Source organism: Bacillus sp. FDAARGOS_1420, from assembly GCF_019344915.1.
GTDB classification, from domain to species: Bacteria; Bacillota; Bacilli; order Bacillales; family Bacillaceae_G; genus Bacillus_A; species Bacillus_A mycoides.
The window spans coordinates 544,037-565,342 of the sequence record NZ_JAHWJB010000001.1 but is presented as its reverse complement, the minus strand read 5'-3'; the positions used below and the strand labels follow the sequence as shown (position 1 = coordinate 565,342).

The window sequence follows — 21,306 nt, the reverse complement described above, 5'->3', positions numbered from 1 at the left end:
AAAATATATATAAATATAACGTAAAAAGAGAGCTCAAAATGTATTGAGCTCTAATAGTTATTTAATCGAAGAAGCAAATTGTTCTACAGTCGTTGTATGGTGTATGCGAACACGCTTCATTTTTAACAACTCATCAGGTTCACCCTTCGTAATGAATTGTCCAGGCTTCGTTGTTGTTGCAAATTGATAGTGTTTCTTTGTTTCTGCGACAACTTTATCATCTACATGACCGAATGGATAAGCAATTGCGATAACAGGCTTACCTGTTATTTTCTCTAGCTTTTCTTTTGATCCTTTTAACTCTTCGTCATAGTTTGTAATTTTCGGCAAGTCTGCGTGTGTTGCTGTGTGAGATTGTACAGAAAAAATACCTGAATCAACCATTTCTTTTATTTCAGATGTAGAAAGGGCGCCTTCTACATCAACGTTATCAACAATCATATATTCCGTTGCTGCTGGTTTAAAAGTATCATCTTTTAGCTTTTGTAAAATGCGAAATGCATTCATATTATTTTTCATACCGTCATCAAATGTAACGAAAACCGGCTTGTTTACTTTATTAATATCACCCCAGCGTTCAAATGTTAATAATGTATAACCATTGTCTTTTAAATACTTCATTTGAGCTTCAAAGTTAGCAGGCGATACGAATAAATCTTTAATACCTTGTCCATGATAATCATCAATTGCGTGATACATAAGAACAGGAACTTTTTGCTCGAAAGTAAGGGTAGATTTTGTGAGCGGGATCGTTTTCCCATCTTCTTTAATTCCTGTTGCTTCAATTTGGAATTCACCGCGTTTTCCTTCAAATTCTTTTATATCAAAAGGAAGTGTAAATTGTTTCTCCTTTTCTTTAGAAGAAAAAGATTTAGCGTGTTTCTTTCCATCAGCAGTGCGCCAAATTTTATATTGTACTTCGGTTAAAGAATCCTTTATGTCCGTAATATGAATATTTACGTTTGTAGATTCGTGCGTAATTGGATTATAAGAAATTTTACCTTGTGTTTGTACAGTCTCTTCTTGTTTTTTTACTTCTTGTACCTTTTTCTCTTTTGCAGGTTCTGGGCTAGCATTATTTGTGTTACAGCCTGCTAGAATGGCAGACGTACATAAAGCAATTGCTGCGTATTTTCTCATAAAATCACCTTCTATTGTGTATTATGTTGCATACTTACATTAAAATCCCCACCTCTGTAAGAGAGGTGGGGATATACCCTTGTTCATCATATCATTTTTAGATATGGGATAGGTTAGTGACTTTGAATAGAGGTATTCTTTCGTTTTTTATTAGAATTGATAATAATATAACCGACTACAAAGATAAGAGGAATAATGAAGACATAGATAGGCATTCCCCATAAATAATAGCTTTTCATGGTCAAGACTAGTAAATGTAAGAAGTCGAAAAGGGCGTGGGCTTTCATAATATCCTCCAATATATTTTTACAAATTATAACATTTTTCAATTGTAATTTGTATATTTTGGTAAATAATTTAAGTTAATTTTAAAGTAAGAGAAAGGTTTATTAATATGCAATTTTGCATATTTAGAGTAGTTTCTATTAAAATATCAGGATCTTGGACTATAATAAGAACCGCTATAAATGTAAGCAAGAATGATGTACGGAGTGGAGAACAAAGATGAAGTATAAAAAATTAGTATATATCCTGCTCATATCACTATTCATAGTCGGTTGTCAAAGTGAAACGAGTAAAGCGAATAGTGTGGAAGAGTATATTCCGCCGCATCTTATGAATGCGGAAGTGACGGCGGATATTATGACGATTGAGATGGATCCAGATGCTCTTAAAAAGGTAGGGAATATTGGTCAAAGAATGAGAGAGCATCTAGTGAATAATATGGAATGGTATTTAAAATACGTAGAAGAGCATGCAGAGAAAAAAAGTGTTCCATATCATCCTAATTTCGGTGTTACAAAAGAAGAGTATGAGTTTGTACTAAATGCAATTGATCAAAGTAAATTGGTTAATACAAAGGATGGAAAGCTGAAATTCAAGAAAAAAAGTGACCATGAAGTAGAGATTTTTTCAAGTGAAAGTATAAAACTTCTTAAATATATAGTTATTGATACGGAGAAGAATACAGTAAAAACATCTCTAGGCGAATGTGAATATTTTGGAGAAATACTGGCATCGCCAGAACAGAAGTTAACTGGTCCTTGGCACGGAAAACAATGGATGTTAAAAAAAGATGACTTAATATATATGTTTTCTTTAGGGAAAATGGAAACAGGAAATAAATCAATTATTGATATTTCGGTGAAAGGTGAATATAAGGGAGAAATTATTAATAAGGAAGAGATATTAGAGTTTTCTTCAGTTTCTTAAATGATAATAAAAAAATCACCTTGCTGTCTAAGCGAAGGTGATTTTTTATTAAATAAACAATCCAGCGATTGTTGCAGATAAAATAGAAGCAAGTGTTGATGCAAATAGCATTTTCCAACCAAATTTTGATACGATGCTTCCTTGTTTTTCAGAAAGGGCACGGATTGTACCAACAATCGCACCAATTTGGCTAATACTTGCGAAGCTAATTAAGAATACTGTAACGATTCCAACTGTACGTGGAGCTAATGTTGCAGTAGCGCCTTTTAAATCAAGGATTGCTACAAACTCGTTTAATACAATCTTCGTACCCATAATACCACCAGCTGGGATAATATCTTGAGTTGGAATACCCATTAAGAATGCGAATGGAGAAAGTATATAACCGAAGATTTGTTGTAAAGTAACAGCATATCCCATTGCACCTGAAGCAGCGCTAATTACGTAGTTTACAACTTCCATAACACCAATGAAGGCAATCATTAACGCAGCAACGATACCAGCTACTTTTAAACCATCAAGCGCACCGTTAATCATAGCGCCGATAAGGCTATCTCCGAATAGGTTTCTATCAAATTTTTGAACCACTTCGTCTTCTTTTTTCGTATCAACTGGTGTTAATAATGAACAAACGATTAAGCTTGAGAATAAGTTTAGCGGAAGAGCCGCTAATACATATTTCGCATCTAACATCATAACGTATGATGCTGTTACAGAGGCAGAAACTGAGCTCATTGCAGAACAACAAATGATAAACATACGGTTTTTATTAAAATGTTGTAAATCATTTTTAATAACGATTAACGCTTCACTTGAACCAAAGAATACAGAATTTACTGCGTGGAATGATTCAACGCGTGGTAAACCAGTAATTTTTGAAAGTGCACCGCCGACAATACGAACGATGAATGGTAAAACACCTAAATAACTAAAGATAGAAAGTAGTGCTGAGAAAAATACGATAATTAGTAATACGTTTAAGAAAAAAACAAAATCTCTTTGAATTCCATTAAAGAGAAAATCGACACCTGTCGTACCAAGTTTAATTAGTTTGTTGAAAACTTTACTAATGAAGATGATAATTTGCTGTCCGATCTTTGCGCCAAACATAAACCAACCGATTAAAATTTGGAAACTAATCATAATAGCAATTGCACGGAAGTTGATTTTACTTCTATTGTTTGACAAAGCAAAGCATAAACCTAAAACGACAATAATACCGATAATGCTCATTACATATTGCATGTAGTTGCCCCTTTCAGAAGTTCGTATAAAGTTTTTACATAAAACGCTCGTTATATTACTAAAAATAAAGTAATGGAAGTTTCATGTCATACGTAAGATGTCTGACCTTTTTGAAAAATAAAAAAAAGACCCCTATGGATTCACTTTCATCTATGAGAGAAAGCTAATCAATAGGAGTCTTTTTTATACATAGGCTAATATTCATTAGTTTTCCCCATAGTCCAGCAATTTAAGGTTGCCGGGTAGAAACTCTCGATCCATATTATCGACTATATATGAGGTAACATCGTCCGTATTAAATTAGTAGTAGCGTAACATTACTAGAGAACTATCGTCAATAGCTTTTTTTCTTCCAATAGAAATAGACCATATAAGTATGATAAAATGTAACGCAGTGTTATGAAAAAGAGAGGTCGGAAAATGAGTATAAAAATGACGCCACCAGTTGAAAAAAACGAGTTTATAGATGTAGTGTTTGAAGATTTAACACATGATGGTGCCGGTGTTGCGAAAGTGAAGGGATATCCTATTTTCGTAAAAAACGGATTACCAGGTGAGGAAGCGCAAATTAAAATTATTAAAGTGAAGAAAAACTTCGCGTTTGGTCGTTTAATGAAGCTTCATCAAGAAAGTCCATATCGTAAAGATGCAGAATGCCCCGTGTACAACGAGTGCGGAGGTTGTCAACTTCAGCACTTAACATATGAAGGACAATTAAAAGCGAAAGAAAAACAAGTACGTGACGTTATGCAGCGCATCGGTGGATTAAGTGATGTTCCTGTTCATCCTGTACTTGGCATGAAAAACCCGTGGGTATACCGCAATAAAGCACAAGTGCCAATTGGAGAACGTGAAGGTGGACTTGTAGCTGGTTTCTATCGTCAAGGAACGCATGACATCATTAATATGGAATCATGCTTAATTCAGGCGGAAGAAAACGATACATTAATTCAAGAAGTAAAACGTATTTGTGAAAAGCACGGTATTTCGGCTTATAATGAAGAGCGTAACAAAGGAACACTTCGCCACGTAATGGCTCGCTACGGACAAGTAACAGGGGAAATTATGCTTGTCTTCATTACACGTACAGCTGAACTGCCAAATAAAGAAGCAATCATTGAAGAAATCGCAGCGAAATTCCCAGAAGTAAAATCAATCGTTCAAAACGTAAACACGAAACGTACAAACGTTATTTTCGGAGACAAAACGACAGTACTGTACGGATCAGAATATATTTATGACTTTATCGGTGACATTAAATTTGCGATTTCAGCACGTTCATTCTATCAAGTAAACCCAGAACAAACGAAAGTGCTATACGATAAAACGTTAGAATACGCAAAATTAAATGGTGACGAAACAGTAATCGATGCCTATTGCGGAATCGGATCAATCTCCTTATTCCTAGCGCAAAAAGCGAAAAAAGTGTACGGTGTTGAAATTGTTCCAGAAGCAATCGAAGACGCAAACCGAAACGCAGCACTAAACAACATGACAAACGCTGAATTTGGCGTAGGAGAAGCAGAAGTAGTCATTCCAAAATGGTACAAAGAAGGCGTAATCGCCGACACAATGGTCGTAGACCCACCGCGTAAAGGCTGTGACGAAGCACTACTAAACACAATCATCGACATGAAGCCAAAGCGCGTCGTATACGTATCATGTAACCCAGCAACATTAGCACGTGACTTAAAAGTACTAGAAGAAGGCGGATATAAAACACAGGAAGTACAGCCTGTTGATATGTTCCCGCATACGACTCATGTAGAGTGTGTGGCTTGGCTTAAGTTGGTATAATAGGAAAGCAGTTGATATAGAAAAAATCTATACCATCTGCTTTTTGGTTTATAAAAATACCATTCAGCAACGATTTTAGTTAAAATGAATATTGCTGATTTTCACAAAATATAAATGTCCAAATGTACTTTTGCTATTTGGCTTTATATTTTTAAATTGAGAGTTTGAAATTGTATTCATATTGAGAGGATTTGAATTTGAAATGATAGATAATTTTTGGAATGATTTACCACGACCATTTTTCGTACTTGCACCCATGGAAGATGTGACAGACGTTGTTTTCCGTCACGTAGTAAGTGAAGCTGGTAGCCCAGATGTATTCTTCACAGAGTTTACAAACTCGGATAGCTATTGTCATCCAGAAGGTATGAAAAGTGTACGTGGCCGTTTAATTTTTACAGAAGATGAACAACCGATCGTGGCGCATATTTGGGGAGATAATCCTGAATATTTCCGTCAAATGAGTATTGGTATGGCAGAATTAGGATTTAAAGGCATCGATATTAACATGGGTTGCCCTGTACCGAACGTAGCATCAAGAGGAAAAGGTAGTGGTCTTATTCTACGTCCAGACGTTGCGGCAGAACTTATTCAAGCAGCAAAAGCAGGCGGACTACCTGTCAGCGTAAAAACACGACTGGGCTTTAAAGAGTTAAGCGAATGGGAAGATTGGTTAACGCATATTTTCAAACAAGATATCGCAAACCTTTCTATTCACTTACGTACAAGAGAAGAAATGAGCCAAGTCGATGCGCACTGGGAACTAATTCCGGAAATTAAAAAATTGCGTGATCGCATTGCACCAAATACGCTAATAACAATCAATGGAGACATTCCTGACCGTCAAACTGGAATGGAACTTGCTGAAAAATACGGTATTGATGGCGTTATGATCGGACGAGGTATCTTTAAAAATCCATTTGCTTTTGAAAAAGAGCCAAGAGAACATAGCAGTCAAGAACACCTTGATCTTCTAAGACTGCAGCTTGATCTTCAAGATCAATATGCAGAAGTACTACCACGTTCAATCACAGGGCTTCATCGCTTTTTCAAAATTTATGTAAAAGGATTCCCTGGAGCTGCTGAACTAAGAAATCAATTGATGAACACGAAATCAACTGATGAAGTGCGTGCGTTGCTTGATAAGTTTGAGGCGAGTGTTAATGTGGTAGAAGGTAGTGAAACAGTGTAACTTTTGAAAGTTACACTGTTTCATTTTAATTAAGGTGAACCGTATCATAAGTAAGTGAGGTATTCTATGTAAAAAAGGGTAAGAAAAGAATACAGGAGAAAAGTGAAAATGGTAGGTTGGTCTTGATTTTCAATGATAGTATCATTTTTATTTTATTATGCCTATAATTGGAGGCCATGTGAATGTTAAGTGATCAGGCGAGATATTCTAGGCTCGCGAATATAACAAAAATAATAAATACAAAATTAGAACTACGTGAAGTATTGCAGCGTGTAACAATGGCGATATCAGAGGAGATTGTTAAGTGCGACGCTGTTGGAATTTATTTACCCCAGGAAGATGGAACATTTAGAGGGTTTGCAGGAAAACCAGAGACAATAAATGGCGTAACGCTCGATACTCAGGTAATTGATCCTGAAATAGACTTACTGGCAAAAGAAGTTATTGAAACCAAAAAAACCATTTATATTCCTGATACATCAAAGGATCATCGGCCGGATCCGAGACCAGTTGCTGCGTTCAAAATTAAGTCCTTATTAGCTCTACCTATCTCATTTGGGCAAGAGTTATTTGGTCTGGTTTTTTTATTTGATTATGGAATTCCAATGAATTTAACAAATTCAGAAATTCAAAGTGTTGAAGCTTATGTAAATATGGCTGCGGTCGCAATTCAAAACGCAAATAATTTAACACAAAAGGAAAATCTTATTTCCGAGAAGCAGCTGTTACTAAATGTTACCCGTGATTTATCAATGTGTTCCTCGATACAGGAGAGTTTTGATAAATGTTTTCTTTACTTAGGACAGATTTTAGAGAGTAAAAACATGGCTGCCCACCTTTTAGACCCGCTAGACAAAACAACGATTAAAACAACGAAGTTAAGCAAGGATTGTTATTGGACAGAAGCGGATTGGGTGGAGAAAAGCTATGAAGCCAAGATCCAAGAGGTTATTCAAACAAAAAATATAGATAGTAAGGGTCTACTGATGATTCCATTGGTTTCAATGGGAGAAGTATTAGGGGTAATCGTCGTTGGCAAAGAGGGAAAAGCTCACAATTATGATAATTCCCAAATGCAACTGGCAAAATCTATCGTTGATGCCACAGCACCTACGTTTTCCAACTTGTTATATATGGATCGACTTGAAAGCATGGTGGAAGAGCGAACGAGAGAACTAGCTGTTGCTAATGAAAAGGTTACAAGTGTGATTGAAAGTATTACGGATGGATTTTTTACTTTGAATAATACATGGGAATTCACGTACGTAAATAAGCATCAATATTTTCCACAAAGAAAAACAGCAAAAGATGTATTAGGCAAGAATATATGGGAGATTTTCCCGAGTAGCGTTGAAGAAGTTATGTATAAGGAACTTCATCGTGCAATGTCAGAGCGAACTACAGTTTATTTTGAATTTTTTTCTACCTCTGATGAATATTGGCACGAAGTTATTGCATACCCGTATGATGATGGTATTTGTTGTATTTTTAAAAACATAACGGAAAAAAAGCAATATGAGCAGGAATTGAAAAGGTTATCGAACATAGATTTAATAGGGAAAATGGCAGCAGGTATCAGCCATGAGATTAGAAATCCAATGACAACAGTACGAGGGTTTTTGCAGTTATTAAAAGAAGAGCCCACCTATGGGAAACATAATAAGCACTTTAATTTAATGATTGAAGAACTTGACCGTGCCAATTCTATTATTACTGAATTTCTCTCAATGGGTAATACAAGGAAATCGGATTTGCAGATGTTAGATTTAAATTCAATTATCCGCGATATTATTCCTTTAATAAAGATTGATACGTATAATCAAAATAAATATATTCGAGTTGATACAAATGATATTCCGGAATTACTTTTAAATCGTAATGAGATACGGCAATTATTAATCAACTTATACCGTAATGGCTTAGAAGCGATGGACACAGAGAAAGTTCTAACTATTAGCACCTACAAATAAGGTCGAGATTGTGTGGTGCTTGCAGTGCGGGATCAAGGAAAAGGTATCAGGCCTGAAGTATTAGAGAAACTAGGTACTCCATTTTACACAACCAAAGATAATGGAACTGGATTGGGGTTAGGTGTATGTTATGCCATTGCTGCCCGGCATAATGCGAAAATAGAAATTCAAACAGGCTCGGAAGGTACTACCTTTTTTGTTAAATTTAATTATGAAAATAATGAACAATAACCTCATTTAGATTAGTTACGGTGAACCGTATCACAAATAAAAAGAAAAACCTAAGTAAACACAATCAATATATTTCACCTGAATTTTGCGTAACATTCATGTTTGAGTTGCCCACTAAATTAGAGTTGCATAAAAAGAAATGGACCAACCTATATCAGGTTAGTCCATTTTTAAGTGTGTTAATTAATAGTAAATCCCCATTCGTAATTTTGCGCGATTATCCCACACTTTTTTGCTGTTTTAAAATCATCCCCAAAAGCATTAATCCACCTAAGACTACAAAACCTACCTCTAAAATGTTAAAGTAGTAACTTAACGATATTAATTTATACATGCTAAAAGCATTACTATAATCAACATTTCAGGAGGAAATACAATGGCAATGAGCAACAACGATATATTAAAAAGAGTAAGATACGCTTTAGATATAAGAGATATAGATATGGTAGAAATCTTTGAACTTGGCGGGATGGAAGTAACGAAAGAGGACGTACTTGATATGCTTACAAAAGTAAAGAGAAGTCCACAACATGAAGCGGAAGATGATGATGTAATCGAAGATGAGTACGTATTAACATGCGACATGATGATGCTAGAGGCATTTTTAAATGGATTTATTACTTTAAAAAGAGGGAAGCAAGATCCGAAACCAGGGCAGCCGGCACCTGTACAAAGCAAGGAGAGTGCGAATAACCTTTTTCTAAAGAAAATGAAAATAGCACTATCTTTAACGAGTGAAGATGTGCTTGATATATTAGACAGCGTAGGAGTTATCGTAACAAAAGGAGAGTTAGGCGCTCTATTAAGAAAAAAAGGCCATAAGCATTACAAAGTGTGTGGCGATAGATACGCAAGGAATTTCATTAAGGGATTAGGTGTAAAGTACAGAGGATAATAAGTTCGGTGAAACAGTAAATGATATAATAGATAGAGTAGGGCGTTTGTGTCCTATTCTTTTTTATTTGTAAAATAATACACTAGGTGATGAAATGGTACATACATATTTAGGTGAGACAATTAATTTTCATATAACTTATAAGAAGAAAAAGTCGGTGCGTCTTTTTGTAGATTCGTACGGAAATGTGGAAGTGCAGGCTCCAAAGGGAACACCTGTTGAATACTTAGTCCAATTGTTAGAGGAGAAATGGGACTGGATTCAGGCAACACGTAAAGAAATGCAGGATCGAGCGCTTGGTCCACAGGAAAAGGATTATGATCAAGGCGAGGGCTTTCTGTATTTAGGGAATACGTATCCGATACAGATTTCTCAAGATGCAAGTATTACGCAAGATAATGCAGTTTTTGAAGGGGATAAGCTACACATTTATGTGAATGAGCTTAAGGATGAGAAAATCCAGCAGGCTTTAAAACGATTTTACTATAAGCAGTGCAAGGCATTAGTAGAGAAGAGTATTAAAGCGTATCAAAGTAACTTTAAAACAAAACCGCGTTCTATTCGTATTACAGATAGTAGTCGTACGTGGGGAACTTGTGATTCAAATCTACAGTTAACATTCAATTGGAAGCTAGCAATGGCACCTCAGAGGGTAATTGATTATGTAGTTGTTCATGAAATGTGTCATATGGTTCATTTAAATCATGATCGCTCTTTTTGGCGTCTTGTCGGGAAGATAATGCCTGATTATAAGGAAATGGAAAACTGGTTAGCGTTATCGAGTTGGAAGATGACGGTTTAGTTATTACTTTAGATTGTGGAATGAAATAAAGTAGAACCCTAATGAATTAGGGTTCTCTTTGTACATAGATTATCGTCCAAACTTCACAGTGAAAGTATCGTCTATTCTCTCCATCGCATACCCACGATACCCCTCTGAAAGTAACGCTTGCTTTTCACTAACATCACTCATCGGAACACTTTTAACATTCGTCCAATCTCTTTCTGTGTCCTTACGCAATTCCTTCACAAAAACATACCGCATACTACCGCCATACTTCTCCTTCAGTGCAGCAATTTCCATCCCTTGCGCAAATTTATCCTTTAAACTAGGAATGTTAAAAGGTGCAACGGTGCAGCAAACATAGTCGTACTGGCTGTCTTCTTTTTGTAATTCATCCATTATGACTGTGGCTAATATTTTTTGCATCCCATTTCCTCGGCAGTTCGGATGAACGTTTGAGATTTCTTGATAGATGACGCGGTGTAGCTGACTTTCTGGTAGACCAATATCGAGCCCTAAATGTTCATCGTCGATAGGAGGGACTAGTAGGGCACGAAATGCGATGAGCTCGTTTTCTATAAAGGAACCGATCATCATGCCGTTTCCTTCTAGAATGTATTGAAATTCTTCTAGCGAGAGTGGTTGTAAACGACTTTTATCCTCTAGCCCTTCAACTACAACGTTTTGTAATGATAAAATTTGTTCCATATGTTCTAAAGATAGTAATGTAACGTGAAATGGATCGTTGTTTTGTTTTAATTTTCCTTCGTAAAGAATCGTCATGTGTTAGTCCTCCTTTAGCGTACAACGTCTTGAAAGACGGTTAGTTCTTGTAATGTATCTTCGTTTATTTCAATGCCGAGTCCTGGTTTTTCGTTTAAGCGAATAAATGGTACGTCGTAATGTAAGTTTCCGATGTCTTTCGTGAATTTTAATGGTCCTGTTAGTTCGACGCTAGTAATGATTTTTTTTGAGAAAGCGACATGGAATCCAGCGGAAGAGGCAACAGATGATTCAACCATGGATCCAACTTGGCATTCAATACCTGCCATTTCAGCTTGATGAGCGAGTTTTACAGCTGGATATATGCCGCCGCATTTCATTAGTTTTATATTCACTTTATCAGCTGCGTCTAATTTAATAATTTGGCGCATTTCACGAGAGCCTTTTAGTCCTTCATCAATCATAAGCGGAAGGTCTGTTTTAGAACGAATATGAGCCATTGCGTCAATATCATCCGCTATAACAGGTTGTTCAATCCAGTCGATGTTTAAATGACCTAATGAACGAAGTGCTGTTAATGTGTTTGCGCTATTTTTCCAGCCTTGGTTTACATCAACACGAATCGCGATATCATTTCCTACACGTTCACGTACAGCTTCAATTCGTTTTACATCTTCTTTTACATTCGTGCCGACTTTCATTTTGAAAGATTGGTAACCTTTCTTAATCATGGAAGCCGCTTCTTCAGCCATATTTTCTGAATCGGCGATACTTAAGACGTGAGTGACAGGAAATTCTTCATGGTAGCGTCCGCCAATTAATTGATATACAGGTTGATTTAGTTTTTTACCCAGTATATCAAAACAAGCGATATCAATCGCAGCTTTCGCAGTAGGAATACCGTAAATTGTATTGTCCATCATATCGTGTATTTTTTCGATATTCATTGGATTTTTCCCAATTAGAGCAGGAGCTAGTGTATGTTTTAAAACATGGAAAGTACTTTCCCATGATTCACCTGTAACGTGATCATCAGCAACGCCTTCACCGTAACCGATAATACCTTCATCTGTTTCCATTTTGACGATAATAGAAGGCATATCAGAATAAGAACCATAACTAATAACAAACGGATCGCGAAGCGGTAAACGAATTGCGTAAAGGTGAATAGCTGTAATTTTCATTGAATAAAGACCCCTTCCTGTTTACAATGGTTTTGTACATTTGATATAGTTGACGTTAAATAGTCGTTAATTAATGATAAGGAGTTAGAGAAAATGATGATAAAAATTGCAGTTGTCGGTTCAAAAGAGTTTATGGAGAATCTTTTACCTATTGCTCATAAACTAGAAGAGATAGAGATTGATCCATATATTTACCTTCACCCGGCAGAATCTTCTGAACTATTAAAGCGTTTAAAACCTTGTGATGTTATCTTTTTCTCGGGTGCCCTACCTTATTATATGGCAAAAGAAATAAGAGAACAATTACCAATTCCAAGTACGTACTTACAGCAAGACGAGACAACTGTCGCTTCTTCACTTCTTTCTATAATATATCATCAAAGTATTCAACCTCATAAAATTTCAATTGATTTAGTAAATCGTTCGTTTATTAAAAATGTGTTCCATGATATCGGTCTGAAAGAAACTCCGCAAGTGATGGATTATGAAAATGTGTTATGGAGTAATGATGAAATTAAGAGAATCATTGATTTTCATTTAGCTAAATATCAATCAGGAGAGGCTGATTTAGCTTTAACTAGTATTCACGCTGTCTACGATGAACTTCAAAAAATAGGTATTCCTTCAGAGCGTATGATAGATCCAACGCAATCAATTATACATGGATTAAAAGATGCAAAAATAAAAGCTGAGTTAGCAAAAAGCCATTCAGCTACTGTTGGTGCTTGTATTATATCTTTTATAGAGTTACAAGAAAAATCGTTTGAACAATTAAATGTAATTTCAAAAGAATTACGTGGTTCATTTAAACAAGTTGATGAAATGACTTTTATTTTGTATACAACTCGTGGTGATATCGAATCGAGTACAAAAACAAATACGATAGATCGTTTATTTACGAATATAGAAGGAGCTGTATCTATTGGATTTGGTTACGGAAAAACAGTAAATGAAGCGGAACAAAATGCAAAAATCGCTCAAGGTTTCGCAAAAAATAATCCGATAGAACGCTGCTTTTATATACTAACAAGTGATAAAGAATTATTTGGTCCGTTCCCGAAAGAACAGAGAGTACAAAGTTTAAAAAACGATAATCCAGAATTAATGAAAATAGCGAAGGAAACGAAGCTTAGCCCTGCAAACTTGTCAAAAATTATTCAGTTTAGTCAATCGCATCCATCATTGAAATTTACAGCGGCGGATCTTTCTGAGTACTTACAAGTGACTAGGCGATCGACGGAAAGGCTGTTAAAGAAATTAGTTGATTACAGATATGCCAATATTTGCGGCGAGGAAATGCCCTATCAACAAGGGCGCCCTCGCGCAATATATGAGCTGAATTTACCATTGTATTCGTTTCAAAAATTTTAAGCTTCTAGTTGCGCTTTTTGTTTTTTCAATAGGTCTGCTTTTTCAATATCCGATAGCTTTGTAATTGTGAAGCCAGTTATACCATAAATGATTGAAATAATAGGTACGATGAAATTCAATATAGCATAAGGAGCATATTCGAATGCGCCTACACCAAGTGTTGCGAGTATGAATACACCACATGTATTCCAAGGTACGAAAACAGAAGTTAATGTTCCACCATCTTCTAATGCTCTGGATAAATTTTTAGAATGTAGTCCTTTTTCTGTGTACGCATTTGCATACATTCTTGAAGGAACAACAATCGAAATATATTGTTCAGAGCAAGTAAGATTCGTTGCAAAGCAAGATGCGATAGTAGAAGCGATAAGTCCCTTTGCTGATGTTGCTAATTTCAAAATTTGATTTACAATTGAGCGAAGAATGCCAGTATGTTCTAGTACTCCTCCGAAAGTCATAGCGACAATTGTCATAGAAACTGTATTCATCATAGAGCTTAAGCCACCACGGTTAAATAGTTCGTCTACTAGCTTGTTTCCAGTGTCTATAACAAATCCACTTTGGAGTGCACCGACAGCTGATGAGACAGAACCACCTTGAATAAAGACTTGTGATAAGAATCCTAAAATAACACCTACGAGAATAGCTGGTATAGCAGGGACTTTTTTAGCGACCAATACCATAACAACTACTGGTATAATTAATAGAAAAGGTGAGATAACAAAGTTTTGTTGCAATACTTGTAACGTTTGATCGATGCTTTTTGAATCAATATTGTTATCGCCAAAGCTTCTTCCTAAGAACGCATAAACGATAAGAGTAATAATTAAACCTGGAATTGTAGTAAATAACATGTGACGAATATGTGTGAATAAATCTGTATTTGTTAATCCTGCGGCTAAGTTTGTCGTGTCTGAAAGCGGTGACATTTTATCGCCAAAATAAGAACCGGAAATTATAGCACCGGCAACCATTGGAGCTGGGATTCCCATACTTAGGCCAATTCCCATTCCAGCAACACCAATTGTTCCCATTGTAGACCAGGAGCTACCGATTGCTAATGCAACGATAGAACAAATAATTGTAATTGAAACTAAAAATAGTGATGGAGTTAAAAGTTTTAAACCGTAATAAATCATAGTAGCGACGATTCCACCGCCAATCCAAGCACCGATCGTTAAACCTACAAGAATAATGATAACGATAGCGGGTAATGCAAGGCGAATTCCTTTATACATTGCTTCTTCAATGTCGTTCCATTTGTAACCGTAACGCCAGGCAACGATAGAAGCAACGGTTGTACCGATAATAAGTGGGACGTGAGGGCTTTGTTTTAATACAACAATTGTAACCATCATAACTGCAACTGTAATGATAATAGGGATTATTGCTATGCCAAAAGGTATTTCTCTTTTCATAAACTGCCTCCTCATTATGTATGTTTGTATTTTTAGAATTGTCGCAAAATAGACGTTTATTAAGTTATAATAACTAAAGATATATGCAAGCGTCAACAAAAAACAGAAAATAAGGAATGTTCTATCTGTATAAATATCTTTATAAAATGAGTAAATGTTGGTATTAATAGCATTTTAAAATAAATAATTGACTTTTTTCTTAAAATTCAATATGTTCATAAAAACATCTGTTTTTTCAGAAATATAATTAACTTTAATGGTTTGTAATTTGGGAAGGAGAATGAAAAGTTGAAAACATTAGAACTACAAGAGCGTTTAACTGAAATTTTTCAGCATTTACATGAAAACCCTGAAGTAAGTTGGAAGGAATATGAAACGACAGCTTATATTACTAACTTTCTAAAAGAAGAAGGAATTTCATATAAAATATTTGATGATTGCCCTGGCGTGATTGCTGAAATCGGAAGAGGGAATCCAGTTATCGCGATTCGTGCTGATATGGATGCACTATGGCAAGAAGTAGACGGAGAATTTAAAGCGAACCACTCATGCGGCCACGATGCTCATATGACAATTGTGATGGGCCTTATTTTACAATTGAAAAATATGAGATGGGATAGCGGTACTGTTAGATTTATTTTTCAGCCGGCAGAGGAAAAAGGAAATGGTTCCTTAAAGATGGTAGAGAAGGGCGCCGTGGATGATGCAGATTTCTTATTTGGTGTTCATTTAAGGCCAATTGAAGAACTGCCTTTGAAACAAGCTGCACCATCTATTCGTCACGGAGCTGCAGGATTTTTAGAAGGGATGATTCATGGAGATGATGCACACGGGGCACGCCCGCATCAAGGTATAAATGCAATTGATGTCATTTCGATGATCAATATTGGATTGAAAAATATATGGTTACCGCCGCAGACGTCTTATTCTGTTAAGATGACGAGATGCCAAGCTGGTGGTGATAATCTAAATATTATTCCAGGTAACGGGCACTTTAGTTTAGATGTAAGAGCAGAAAATAACATATTACTAGATGAATTGAAGCGAAAAATAGAGCAAGTAATTCAGTCAGCTGAATCAATGGGATCTAAACTTTCTTATGAGTGGATTGATCTCGCACCAGGAGCTGAAGTGTCAGAAGAAGCTGAGCGTTTCATGCGGAAAGGCATTCTTGAAGTGTACGGGGAAGAGGGATGTACTGGACCACTGTATACGACAGGAAGCGATGATTTCCATTACTATACAGTGAAAAGACCCCATTTAAAAGCTGTCATGCTGGGACTAGGGGCGAACTTACAACCTGGATTACACCATCCGTATATGAAGTTTGATCATAGCTGTATAATGGATGGAGTAGAAATATTGAAACAAACTGTATTGAAAGTATTAGAAGACAGGGGCTAGAAAGCTCCTGTTTTTTTTTGTAGGAATTTGTTGTTAAGTCGATATGTTCGATTTCGCGATAATATAATTTCACGTACCAATTAATTTGATAAAAATGAGCATTCAGTACGTGGTGTATAATAATAGTAATATTTCTTAATAGGAGCAAACGAATGAACGAACAATATTACGATGCTGTATTACATATAAAAACTGTCGGGGAGCAAAAAGGATTTAATAAGTCTATGCATTATCACCGTTATGAACCGACGCCATATAGCGGATTAGATGAGTTATTGAATCAATATGAAATAACAAGTAGCGACCAGGTTGTAGACTTTGGATGCGGTAAAGGGAGATTAAATTTTTACATGCACCATAAGTGTGGTGCTTCGGCGGTTGGAATTGAAATGAATGAAGAGTTTTATAAAGAAGCAATGGAAAACCGTGAGCGTTATGCCAGGAAGGTAAAAAACAGTAAAGATAAAATTGGGTTTGAATGTTGTTTAGCACAGGAATATGAGATTGATCCACGTGATAACCGATTTTATTTCTTCAATCCATTTTCTGTACAAGTGTTTATGAACGTAGTAAATAACATTTTGCTTTCAGTGGAAGCGGTGGAGAGAGAAATTGATATTATTTTATACTACCCTTCTGAAGATTATATTTTCTTCTTGGAGAATCAGACTGCTTTTGAATTGAAGAGAGAAGTTAGATTACCGGGTGCTTATGAGAAGAATGGGAATGAGAGATTTTTAGTTTATACATTAGGATTATAAAAAAAGCAGGTGCCTTGGCACCTGCTTTTTTAAAACTCACGTCTATATAATTAGTTACGGATTAAGTAATCAAATGCACCTAAAGCTGCATTCGCACCTGAACCCATAGAGATGATGATTTGTTTGTACGGATTATTTGTACAGTCACCTGCACCAAACACTCCTGGTACATTTGTAGCGCCGTGCTTGTCTGTTACGATTTCACCGCGGACGCGTTCAACTGTTTCGCCTAACCAGTCTGTGTTTGGCACAAGACCGATTTGAACGAATACACCTTGTAATTCAACATGGTGTACTTCTTCAGTTTCACGATCGATGTAAGAAATACCGTTTACTTTGTCAGTACCAGTAATTTTTTTCGTTTGAACGTTTTTCAGAACAGTTACGTTAGGTAAGCTGTTAAGACGTTCTTGTAATACAGCATCAGCTTTTAATTCTGGCATGAATTCAAGAACAGTTACGTGCTTAACAATACCTGCTAAGTCAATAGCTGCTTCAATACCAGAGTTACCACCGCCGATAACCGCTACATCTTTTCCGATGAATAATGGACCGTCACAGTGTGGGCAGTATGCTACACCTTTGTTTTTGAACTCAGCTTCACCCGGTACACCAACATTACGCCAGCGAGCACCTGTTGAAACGATTACGCTCTTACTTTTCAGAATAGCGCCGTTTTCAAGTTCCACTTCAATAAGTTCTTTTTTCTCTAAACGTTTCGCACGTTGTAGATTCATTACATCGATGTCGTATTCTTTTACGTGCTCTTCAAGACTTGCTACTAGCTTAGGACCTTCAGTGCGTTTTACGCTGATGAAGTTCTCAATACCCATAGTATCCATTACTTGACCACCGAAGCGCTCAGCAACGATACCAGTGCGGATGCCTTTACGTGCTGCATAAATTGCTGCACTTGCACCAGCTGGGCCGCCACCAACAACAAGAACATCGTATGGATCTTTATCAGAAAGCTCTGATGCATCTGGACCGTTACCCATTTTAGCTAAAATTTCTTCAAGTGTCATACGACCGCTTCCGAATGATTCGCCATTTAGGTAAACAGTTGGTACTGCCATGATGTCTTTACTTTCTACTTCCTCTTTAAATGCAGCTCCATCAATCATAGTATGTGTAATACCAGAGTTTAGAACGCTCATCACGTTAAGAGCTTGTACAACATCAGGACAGTTATGACAACTTAGGCTGATATAAGATTCAAAATGATATTCGCCTTGAATGTTTTTGATTTGATCGATTAATTTTTGTTCAACTTTTGGAGCACGTCCACTAACTTGTAGTAAAGCTAACACTAATGAAGTAAATTCGTGTCCTAATGGAATACCAGCGAATACGACACCAGTGTCTTCACCAGGGCGATTTACGCTAAAGCTTGGTGTTCTCTCTAGTTCAACTTTTTCTACTGTAATCTTAGATGACATAGTAGCTAATTCATCTACTAGGGATAACATATCTTTAGATACGTTATCGTCTCCTGCGCTTACTTTAAGTAAAATATCGTTCTCCATTAACTGAAGGTATTGGGATAGTTGTGTTTTTATATCTGCATCTAGTATCATTTTGATCGAACTCCTTAGATTTTGCCTACAAGGTCAAGGCTTGGTTTAAGTGTTGCAGAACCCTCTTGCCATTTAGCTGGGCAAACTTCACCTGGGTTGTTACGTACGTATTGAGCTGCTTTAATTTTGTTAACAAGGATGCTTGCGTCACGGCCGATACCGTCAGCATTGATTTCCATAGATTGGATAACGCCGTCTGGATCGATGATGAATGTACCACGAGCAGCAAGACCTTCTTCTTCCATTAAAACGTTGAAGTTTGTAGTGATTGTGCGAGTTGGGTCACCAATCATAATGTATTCGATTTTGCCGATAGTTTCTGAGCTATCATGCCATGCTTTGTGAGTGAAGTGAGTGTCTGTAGATACAGAGTATACTTCAACGCCTAAGTCTTTTAGAGTTGCGTATTGGTTTTGTAAGTCTTCAAGTTCAGTTGGACAAACGAATGTGAAGTCTGCTGGGTAGAAACAAACTACGCTCCATTTTCCTTTTAAACTTTCGTCAGTAACTTGGATAAATTCTCCATTATGGTAAGCATTAGCTTTAAACGGTTTTACTTCTGTGCCGATTAATAACATATTAAAATTCCTCCTAAAGGTTGGTTTTGAGCATCGGAAATTAGTTTGCTCATAAAATATATTTTTTAATTAACTATAATAATTCTAATTCGATATTAATTATCATATAGAAGTGGTTATTTTGTCAAGAGAATAAACCAACTTTATACCAATTTAATTAATATTTATTCTCAATTAAGGCTGCTAGGGAATTAAAAGGTAATTTTCAAGTCATAAATTTTCAATGAGTGTTTGAAAGAGTAGTGTGTATGTTAGAGACATGGTGTAAGTATAAATTCTTAGGAAGGAAATATTTCTTAGAAGTTGTGGATTTGAAAAGGAACTGCTTACTTCTATTTTACAAAGAATTGTGCAATAAATAAAACAAAATGTATCGGAATCTTTGTGAACAATTATTGTCATCTTAAATATATATAATAAGAAGTATATTGCAATGAGAAATAGAAACATTGACGCTCATTTCTAACAAGATATAATAAAAGCGAGATATGTATTGCAATAGAGAAGATATAGTATAGATTGAAAAAGTTTCAGTCTATTATTTTTTTACGGCTTTTAGAAAACGTTTACATTTAGTGTGGAGGGGAAACCATGTCTAAGTTCACGAAGTATTTTTTAATGGAAGCTAAAGATGTGATTGCATATGTGCAAGAGAAATTACCTAAGTTCGAGCATGCGAAGGGGCTAAAATGTAAAGAAATAGGTGATGGTAATTTAAATTATGTGTTCCGCGTTTGTGATGAACAGAAGAGCATTTCTGTCATTGTAAAACAAGCTGGGGATACAGCGCGTATTTCAGATGAGTTTAAGTTGTCGACGAATCGAATCCGTATAGAATCAGATGTTTTACGATTAGAAGGAGAATTAGCACCTGGACTCGTGCCAAATGTATATTTGTTCGATAGTGTGATGAATTGTTGCATGATGGAAGATTTATCAGATCACACAATATTGCGTACAGCACTCATAAATCATCAAATGTTTCCGAGGCTTGCTGATGATTTAACTACTTTTATGGTAAATACCCTTCTATTAACATCAGATGTTGTAATGAATCATAAAGAGAAGAAGGAACTCGTGAAGAATTATATAAATCCTGAGTTATGTGAGATTACAGAGGACCTCGTATATTCAGAGCCATTCACAAACCATAATAAACGCAACGAATTGTTTCAATTAAATGAAGGATGGATTAGGGAGCATATTTATAGTGATAAAGAGCTTCGTATGGAAGTAGCAAAACTTAAGTTTTCGTTTATGACGAATGCACAAGCGCTACTTCACGGTGATTTACATACTGGTTCTGTTTTTGTAAAAAGTGATTCTACAAAGGTTATTGATCCTGAATTTGCTTTTTATGGACCTATGGGATATGACGTTGGGAATATAATGGCGAATTTAATGTTTGCATGGGTGAATGCAGATGCAGTGATGCAATCTGGTATTGAGAAAGATACATATATGAACTGGATAGAATCTACCATGATAGATGTAATTGATTTATTTAAGAAGAAGTTTTTAGATGCTTGGGATATTCATGTGACAGAGATTATGGCGAAGGAAGAAGGCTTTAACCGAGTTTATTTACAATCTGTATTAGAGGATACAGCTGCAGTGACGGGTCTTGAGTTAATTCGTCGTATTGTTGGTCTAGCGAAGGTAAAGGATATGACTTGTATTGAGAATGAAGAGGCGCGTGCTAGAGCGGAGCGAATTTGTCTTCAGACAGCGAAGAAGTTTATTTTACAAGCGAATCAATATAAAACAGGTAGTAGCTTTGTAGAAACGTTAAAAAAACAGTCAATGCATAGTGCGAAATAAGGG

General features: G+C 36.1%; 16 protein-coding genes, 1 pseudogene and 1 riboswitch. Of the genes and pseudogenes, 10 read left to right on the top strand and 7 right to left on the bottom strand.

The window, feature by feature from the left end; genetic code table 11:
• Positions 1 to 57 precede the first annotated feature (57 nt).
• The gene (locus tag I6L50_RS02945) at positions 58 to 1,140 is read right to left on the bottom strand and encodes a polysaccharide deacetylase family protein (protein ID WP_219300450.1); all 1,083 of its coding nucleotides are present in this window, start codon (positions 1,138 to 1,140) and stop codon (positions 58 to 60) included.
• Between the two features lie 504 nt (positions 1,141 to 1,644).
• On the opposite strand from I6L50_RS02945, the gene I6L50_RS02940 reads away from it, so the two are divergent.
• Positions 1,645 to 2,352, top strand: a complete 708-nt coding sequence (locus tag I6L50_RS02940) for a hypothetical protein (protein WP_219300448.1) — start codon at positions 1,645 to 1,647, stop codon at positions 2,350 to 2,352.
• Between the two features lie 48 nt (positions 2,353 to 2,400).
• Here the strand turns inward: I6L50_RS02940 and I6L50_RS02935 are convergent, their stop codons facing one another.
• Positions 2,401 to 3,597, bottom strand: coding sequence for a NupC/NupG family nucleoside CNT transporter (locus I6L50_RS02935; RefSeq protein ID WP_219300446.1), 1,197 nt, complete (start codon positions 3,595 to 3,597; stop codon positions 2,401 to 2,403).
• A gap of 197 nt (positions 3,598 to 3,794) precedes the next feature.
• Positions 3,795 to 3,896: riboswitch (purine riboswitch) on the bottom strand.
• Positions 3,897 to 4,017: 121 nt separating this feature from the next.
• Between I6L50_RS02935 and rlmD the strand changes: the two genes are divergently transcribed.
• From rlmD to I6L50_RS02910, 5 genes and pseudogenes are all read left to right on the top strand, one after another.
• The gene (gene rlmD, locus I6L50_RS02930; protein ID WP_044444283.1) at positions 4,018 to 5,394 is read left to right on the top strand and encodes a 23S rRNA (uracil(1939)-C(5))-methyltransferase RlmD; all 1,377 of its coding nucleotides are present in this window, start codon (positions 4,018 to 4,020) and stop codon (positions 5,392 to 5,394) included.
• A 202-nt stretch (positions 5,395 to 5,596) separates the two neighbouring features.
• Entirely contained in the window at positions 5,597 to 6,586 is a 990-nt protein-coding gene (locus I6L50_RS02925) for a tRNA dihydrouridine synthase (RefSeq protein ID WP_219300444.1), read from the top strand.
• Between the two features lie 182 nt (positions 6,587 to 6,768).
• Positions 6,769 to 8,787, top strand: a pseudogene (locus I6L50_RS02920) (GAF domain-containing sensor histidine kinase).
• 376 nt (positions 8,788 to 9,163) lie between these two features.
• Positions 9,164 to 9,682, top strand: a complete 519-nt coding sequence (locus I6L50_RS02915; RefSeq protein WP_219300442.1) for a YehS family protein — start codon at positions 9,164 to 9,166, stop codon at positions 9,680 to 9,682.
• A 94-nt stretch (positions 9,683 to 9,776) separates the two neighbouring features.
• A complete protein-coding gene (locus I6L50_RS02910) occupies positions 9,777 to 10,484 on the top strand; it encodes a M48 family metallopeptidase (RefSeq protein WP_219300440.1) in 708 nt (235 codons plus the stop codon).
• Positions 10,485 to 10,553: 69 nt separating this feature from the next.
• On the opposite strand, the gene I6L50_RS02905 is transcribed toward I6L50_RS02910, so the two are convergent.
• Both I6L50_RS02905 and I6L50_RS02900 read right to left on the bottom strand, forming a co-directional pair.
• The gene (locus I6L50_RS02905) at positions 10,554 to 11,249 is read right to left on the bottom strand and encodes a GNAT family N-acetyltransferase (protein WP_219300438.1); all 696 of its coding nucleotides are present in this window, start codon (positions 11,247 to 11,249) and stop codon (positions 10,554 to 10,556) included.
• A gap of 14 nt (positions 11,250 to 11,263) precedes the next feature.
• Positions 11,264 to 12,373: a mandelate racemase/muconate lactonizing enzyme family protein gene (locus I6L50_RS02900; protein ID WP_219300436.1), complete on the bottom strand. Its 1,110-nt coding sequence runs from the start codon at positions 12,371 to 12,373 to the stop codon at positions 11,264 to 11,266.
• A gap of 93 nt (positions 12,374 to 12,466) precedes the next feature.
• Here I6L50_RS02900 and I6L50_RS02895 point away from each other — a divergent pair, with 93 nt between their 5' ends.
• Positions 12,467 to 13,744 carry a transcriptional regulator gene (locus I6L50_RS02895; protein ID WP_219300434.1) on the top strand — a complete coding sequence of 426 codons (1,278 nt, stop codon included), beginning with the start codon at positions 12,467 to 12,469 and terminating at the stop codon, positions 13,742 to 13,744.
• Here I6L50_RS02895 and nhaC read toward each other — a convergent pair.
• Positions 13,741 to 15,162 (bottom strand): Na+/H+ antiporter NhaC, encoded by a 1,422-nt coding sequence (gene nhaC, locus I6L50_RS02890; RefSeq protein WP_002139436.1) that lies wholly within the window; start codon positions 15,160 to 15,162, stop codon positions 13,741 to 13,743. The genes I6L50_RS02895 and nhaC overlap by 4 nt on opposite strands.
• Positions 15,163 to 15,450: 288 nt before the next feature.
• On the opposite strand from nhaC, the gene I6L50_RS02885 reads away from it, so the two are divergent.
• Positions 15,451 to 16,566, top strand: coding sequence for a M20 peptidase aminoacylase family protein (locus I6L50_RS02885; protein WP_002159466.1), 1,116 nt, complete (start codon positions 15,451 to 15,453; stop codon positions 16,564 to 16,566).
• A gap of 152 nt (positions 16,567 to 16,718) precedes the next feature.
• The gene (locus I6L50_RS02880; RefSeq protein WP_219300432.1) at positions 16,719 to 17,327 is read left to right on the top strand and encodes an SAM-dependent methyltransferase; all 609 of its coding nucleotides are present in this window, start codon (positions 16,719 to 16,721) and stop codon (positions 17,325 to 17,327) included.
• A gap of 50 nt (positions 17,328 to 17,377) precedes the next feature.
• Here the strand turns inward: I6L50_RS02880 and ahpF are convergent, their stop codons facing one another.
• Positions 17,378 to 18,904 (bottom strand): alkyl hydroperoxide reductase subunit F, encoded by a 1,527-nt coding sequence (gene ahpF, locus I6L50_RS02875; protein WP_219300430.1) that lies wholly within the window; start codon positions 18,902 to 18,904, stop codon positions 17,378 to 17,380.
• Positions 18,905 to 18,918: 14 nt separating this feature from the next.
• A complete protein-coding gene (gene ahpC / locus I6L50_RS02870; protein ID WP_000924420.1) occupies positions 18,919 to 19,482 on the bottom strand; it encodes an alkyl hydroperoxide reductase subunit C in 564 nt (187 codons plus the stop codon).
• A gap of 591 nt (positions 19,483 to 20,073) precedes the next feature.
• Between ahpC and mtnK the strand changes: the two genes are divergently transcribed.
• Positions 20,074 to 21,303, top strand: a complete 1,230-nt coding sequence (gene mtnK, locus I6L50_RS02865; protein ID WP_219300428.1) for an S-methyl-5-thioribose kinase — start codon at positions 20,074 to 20,076, stop codon at positions 21,301 to 21,303.
• Positions 21,304 to 21,306: the final 3 nt, after the last annotated feature.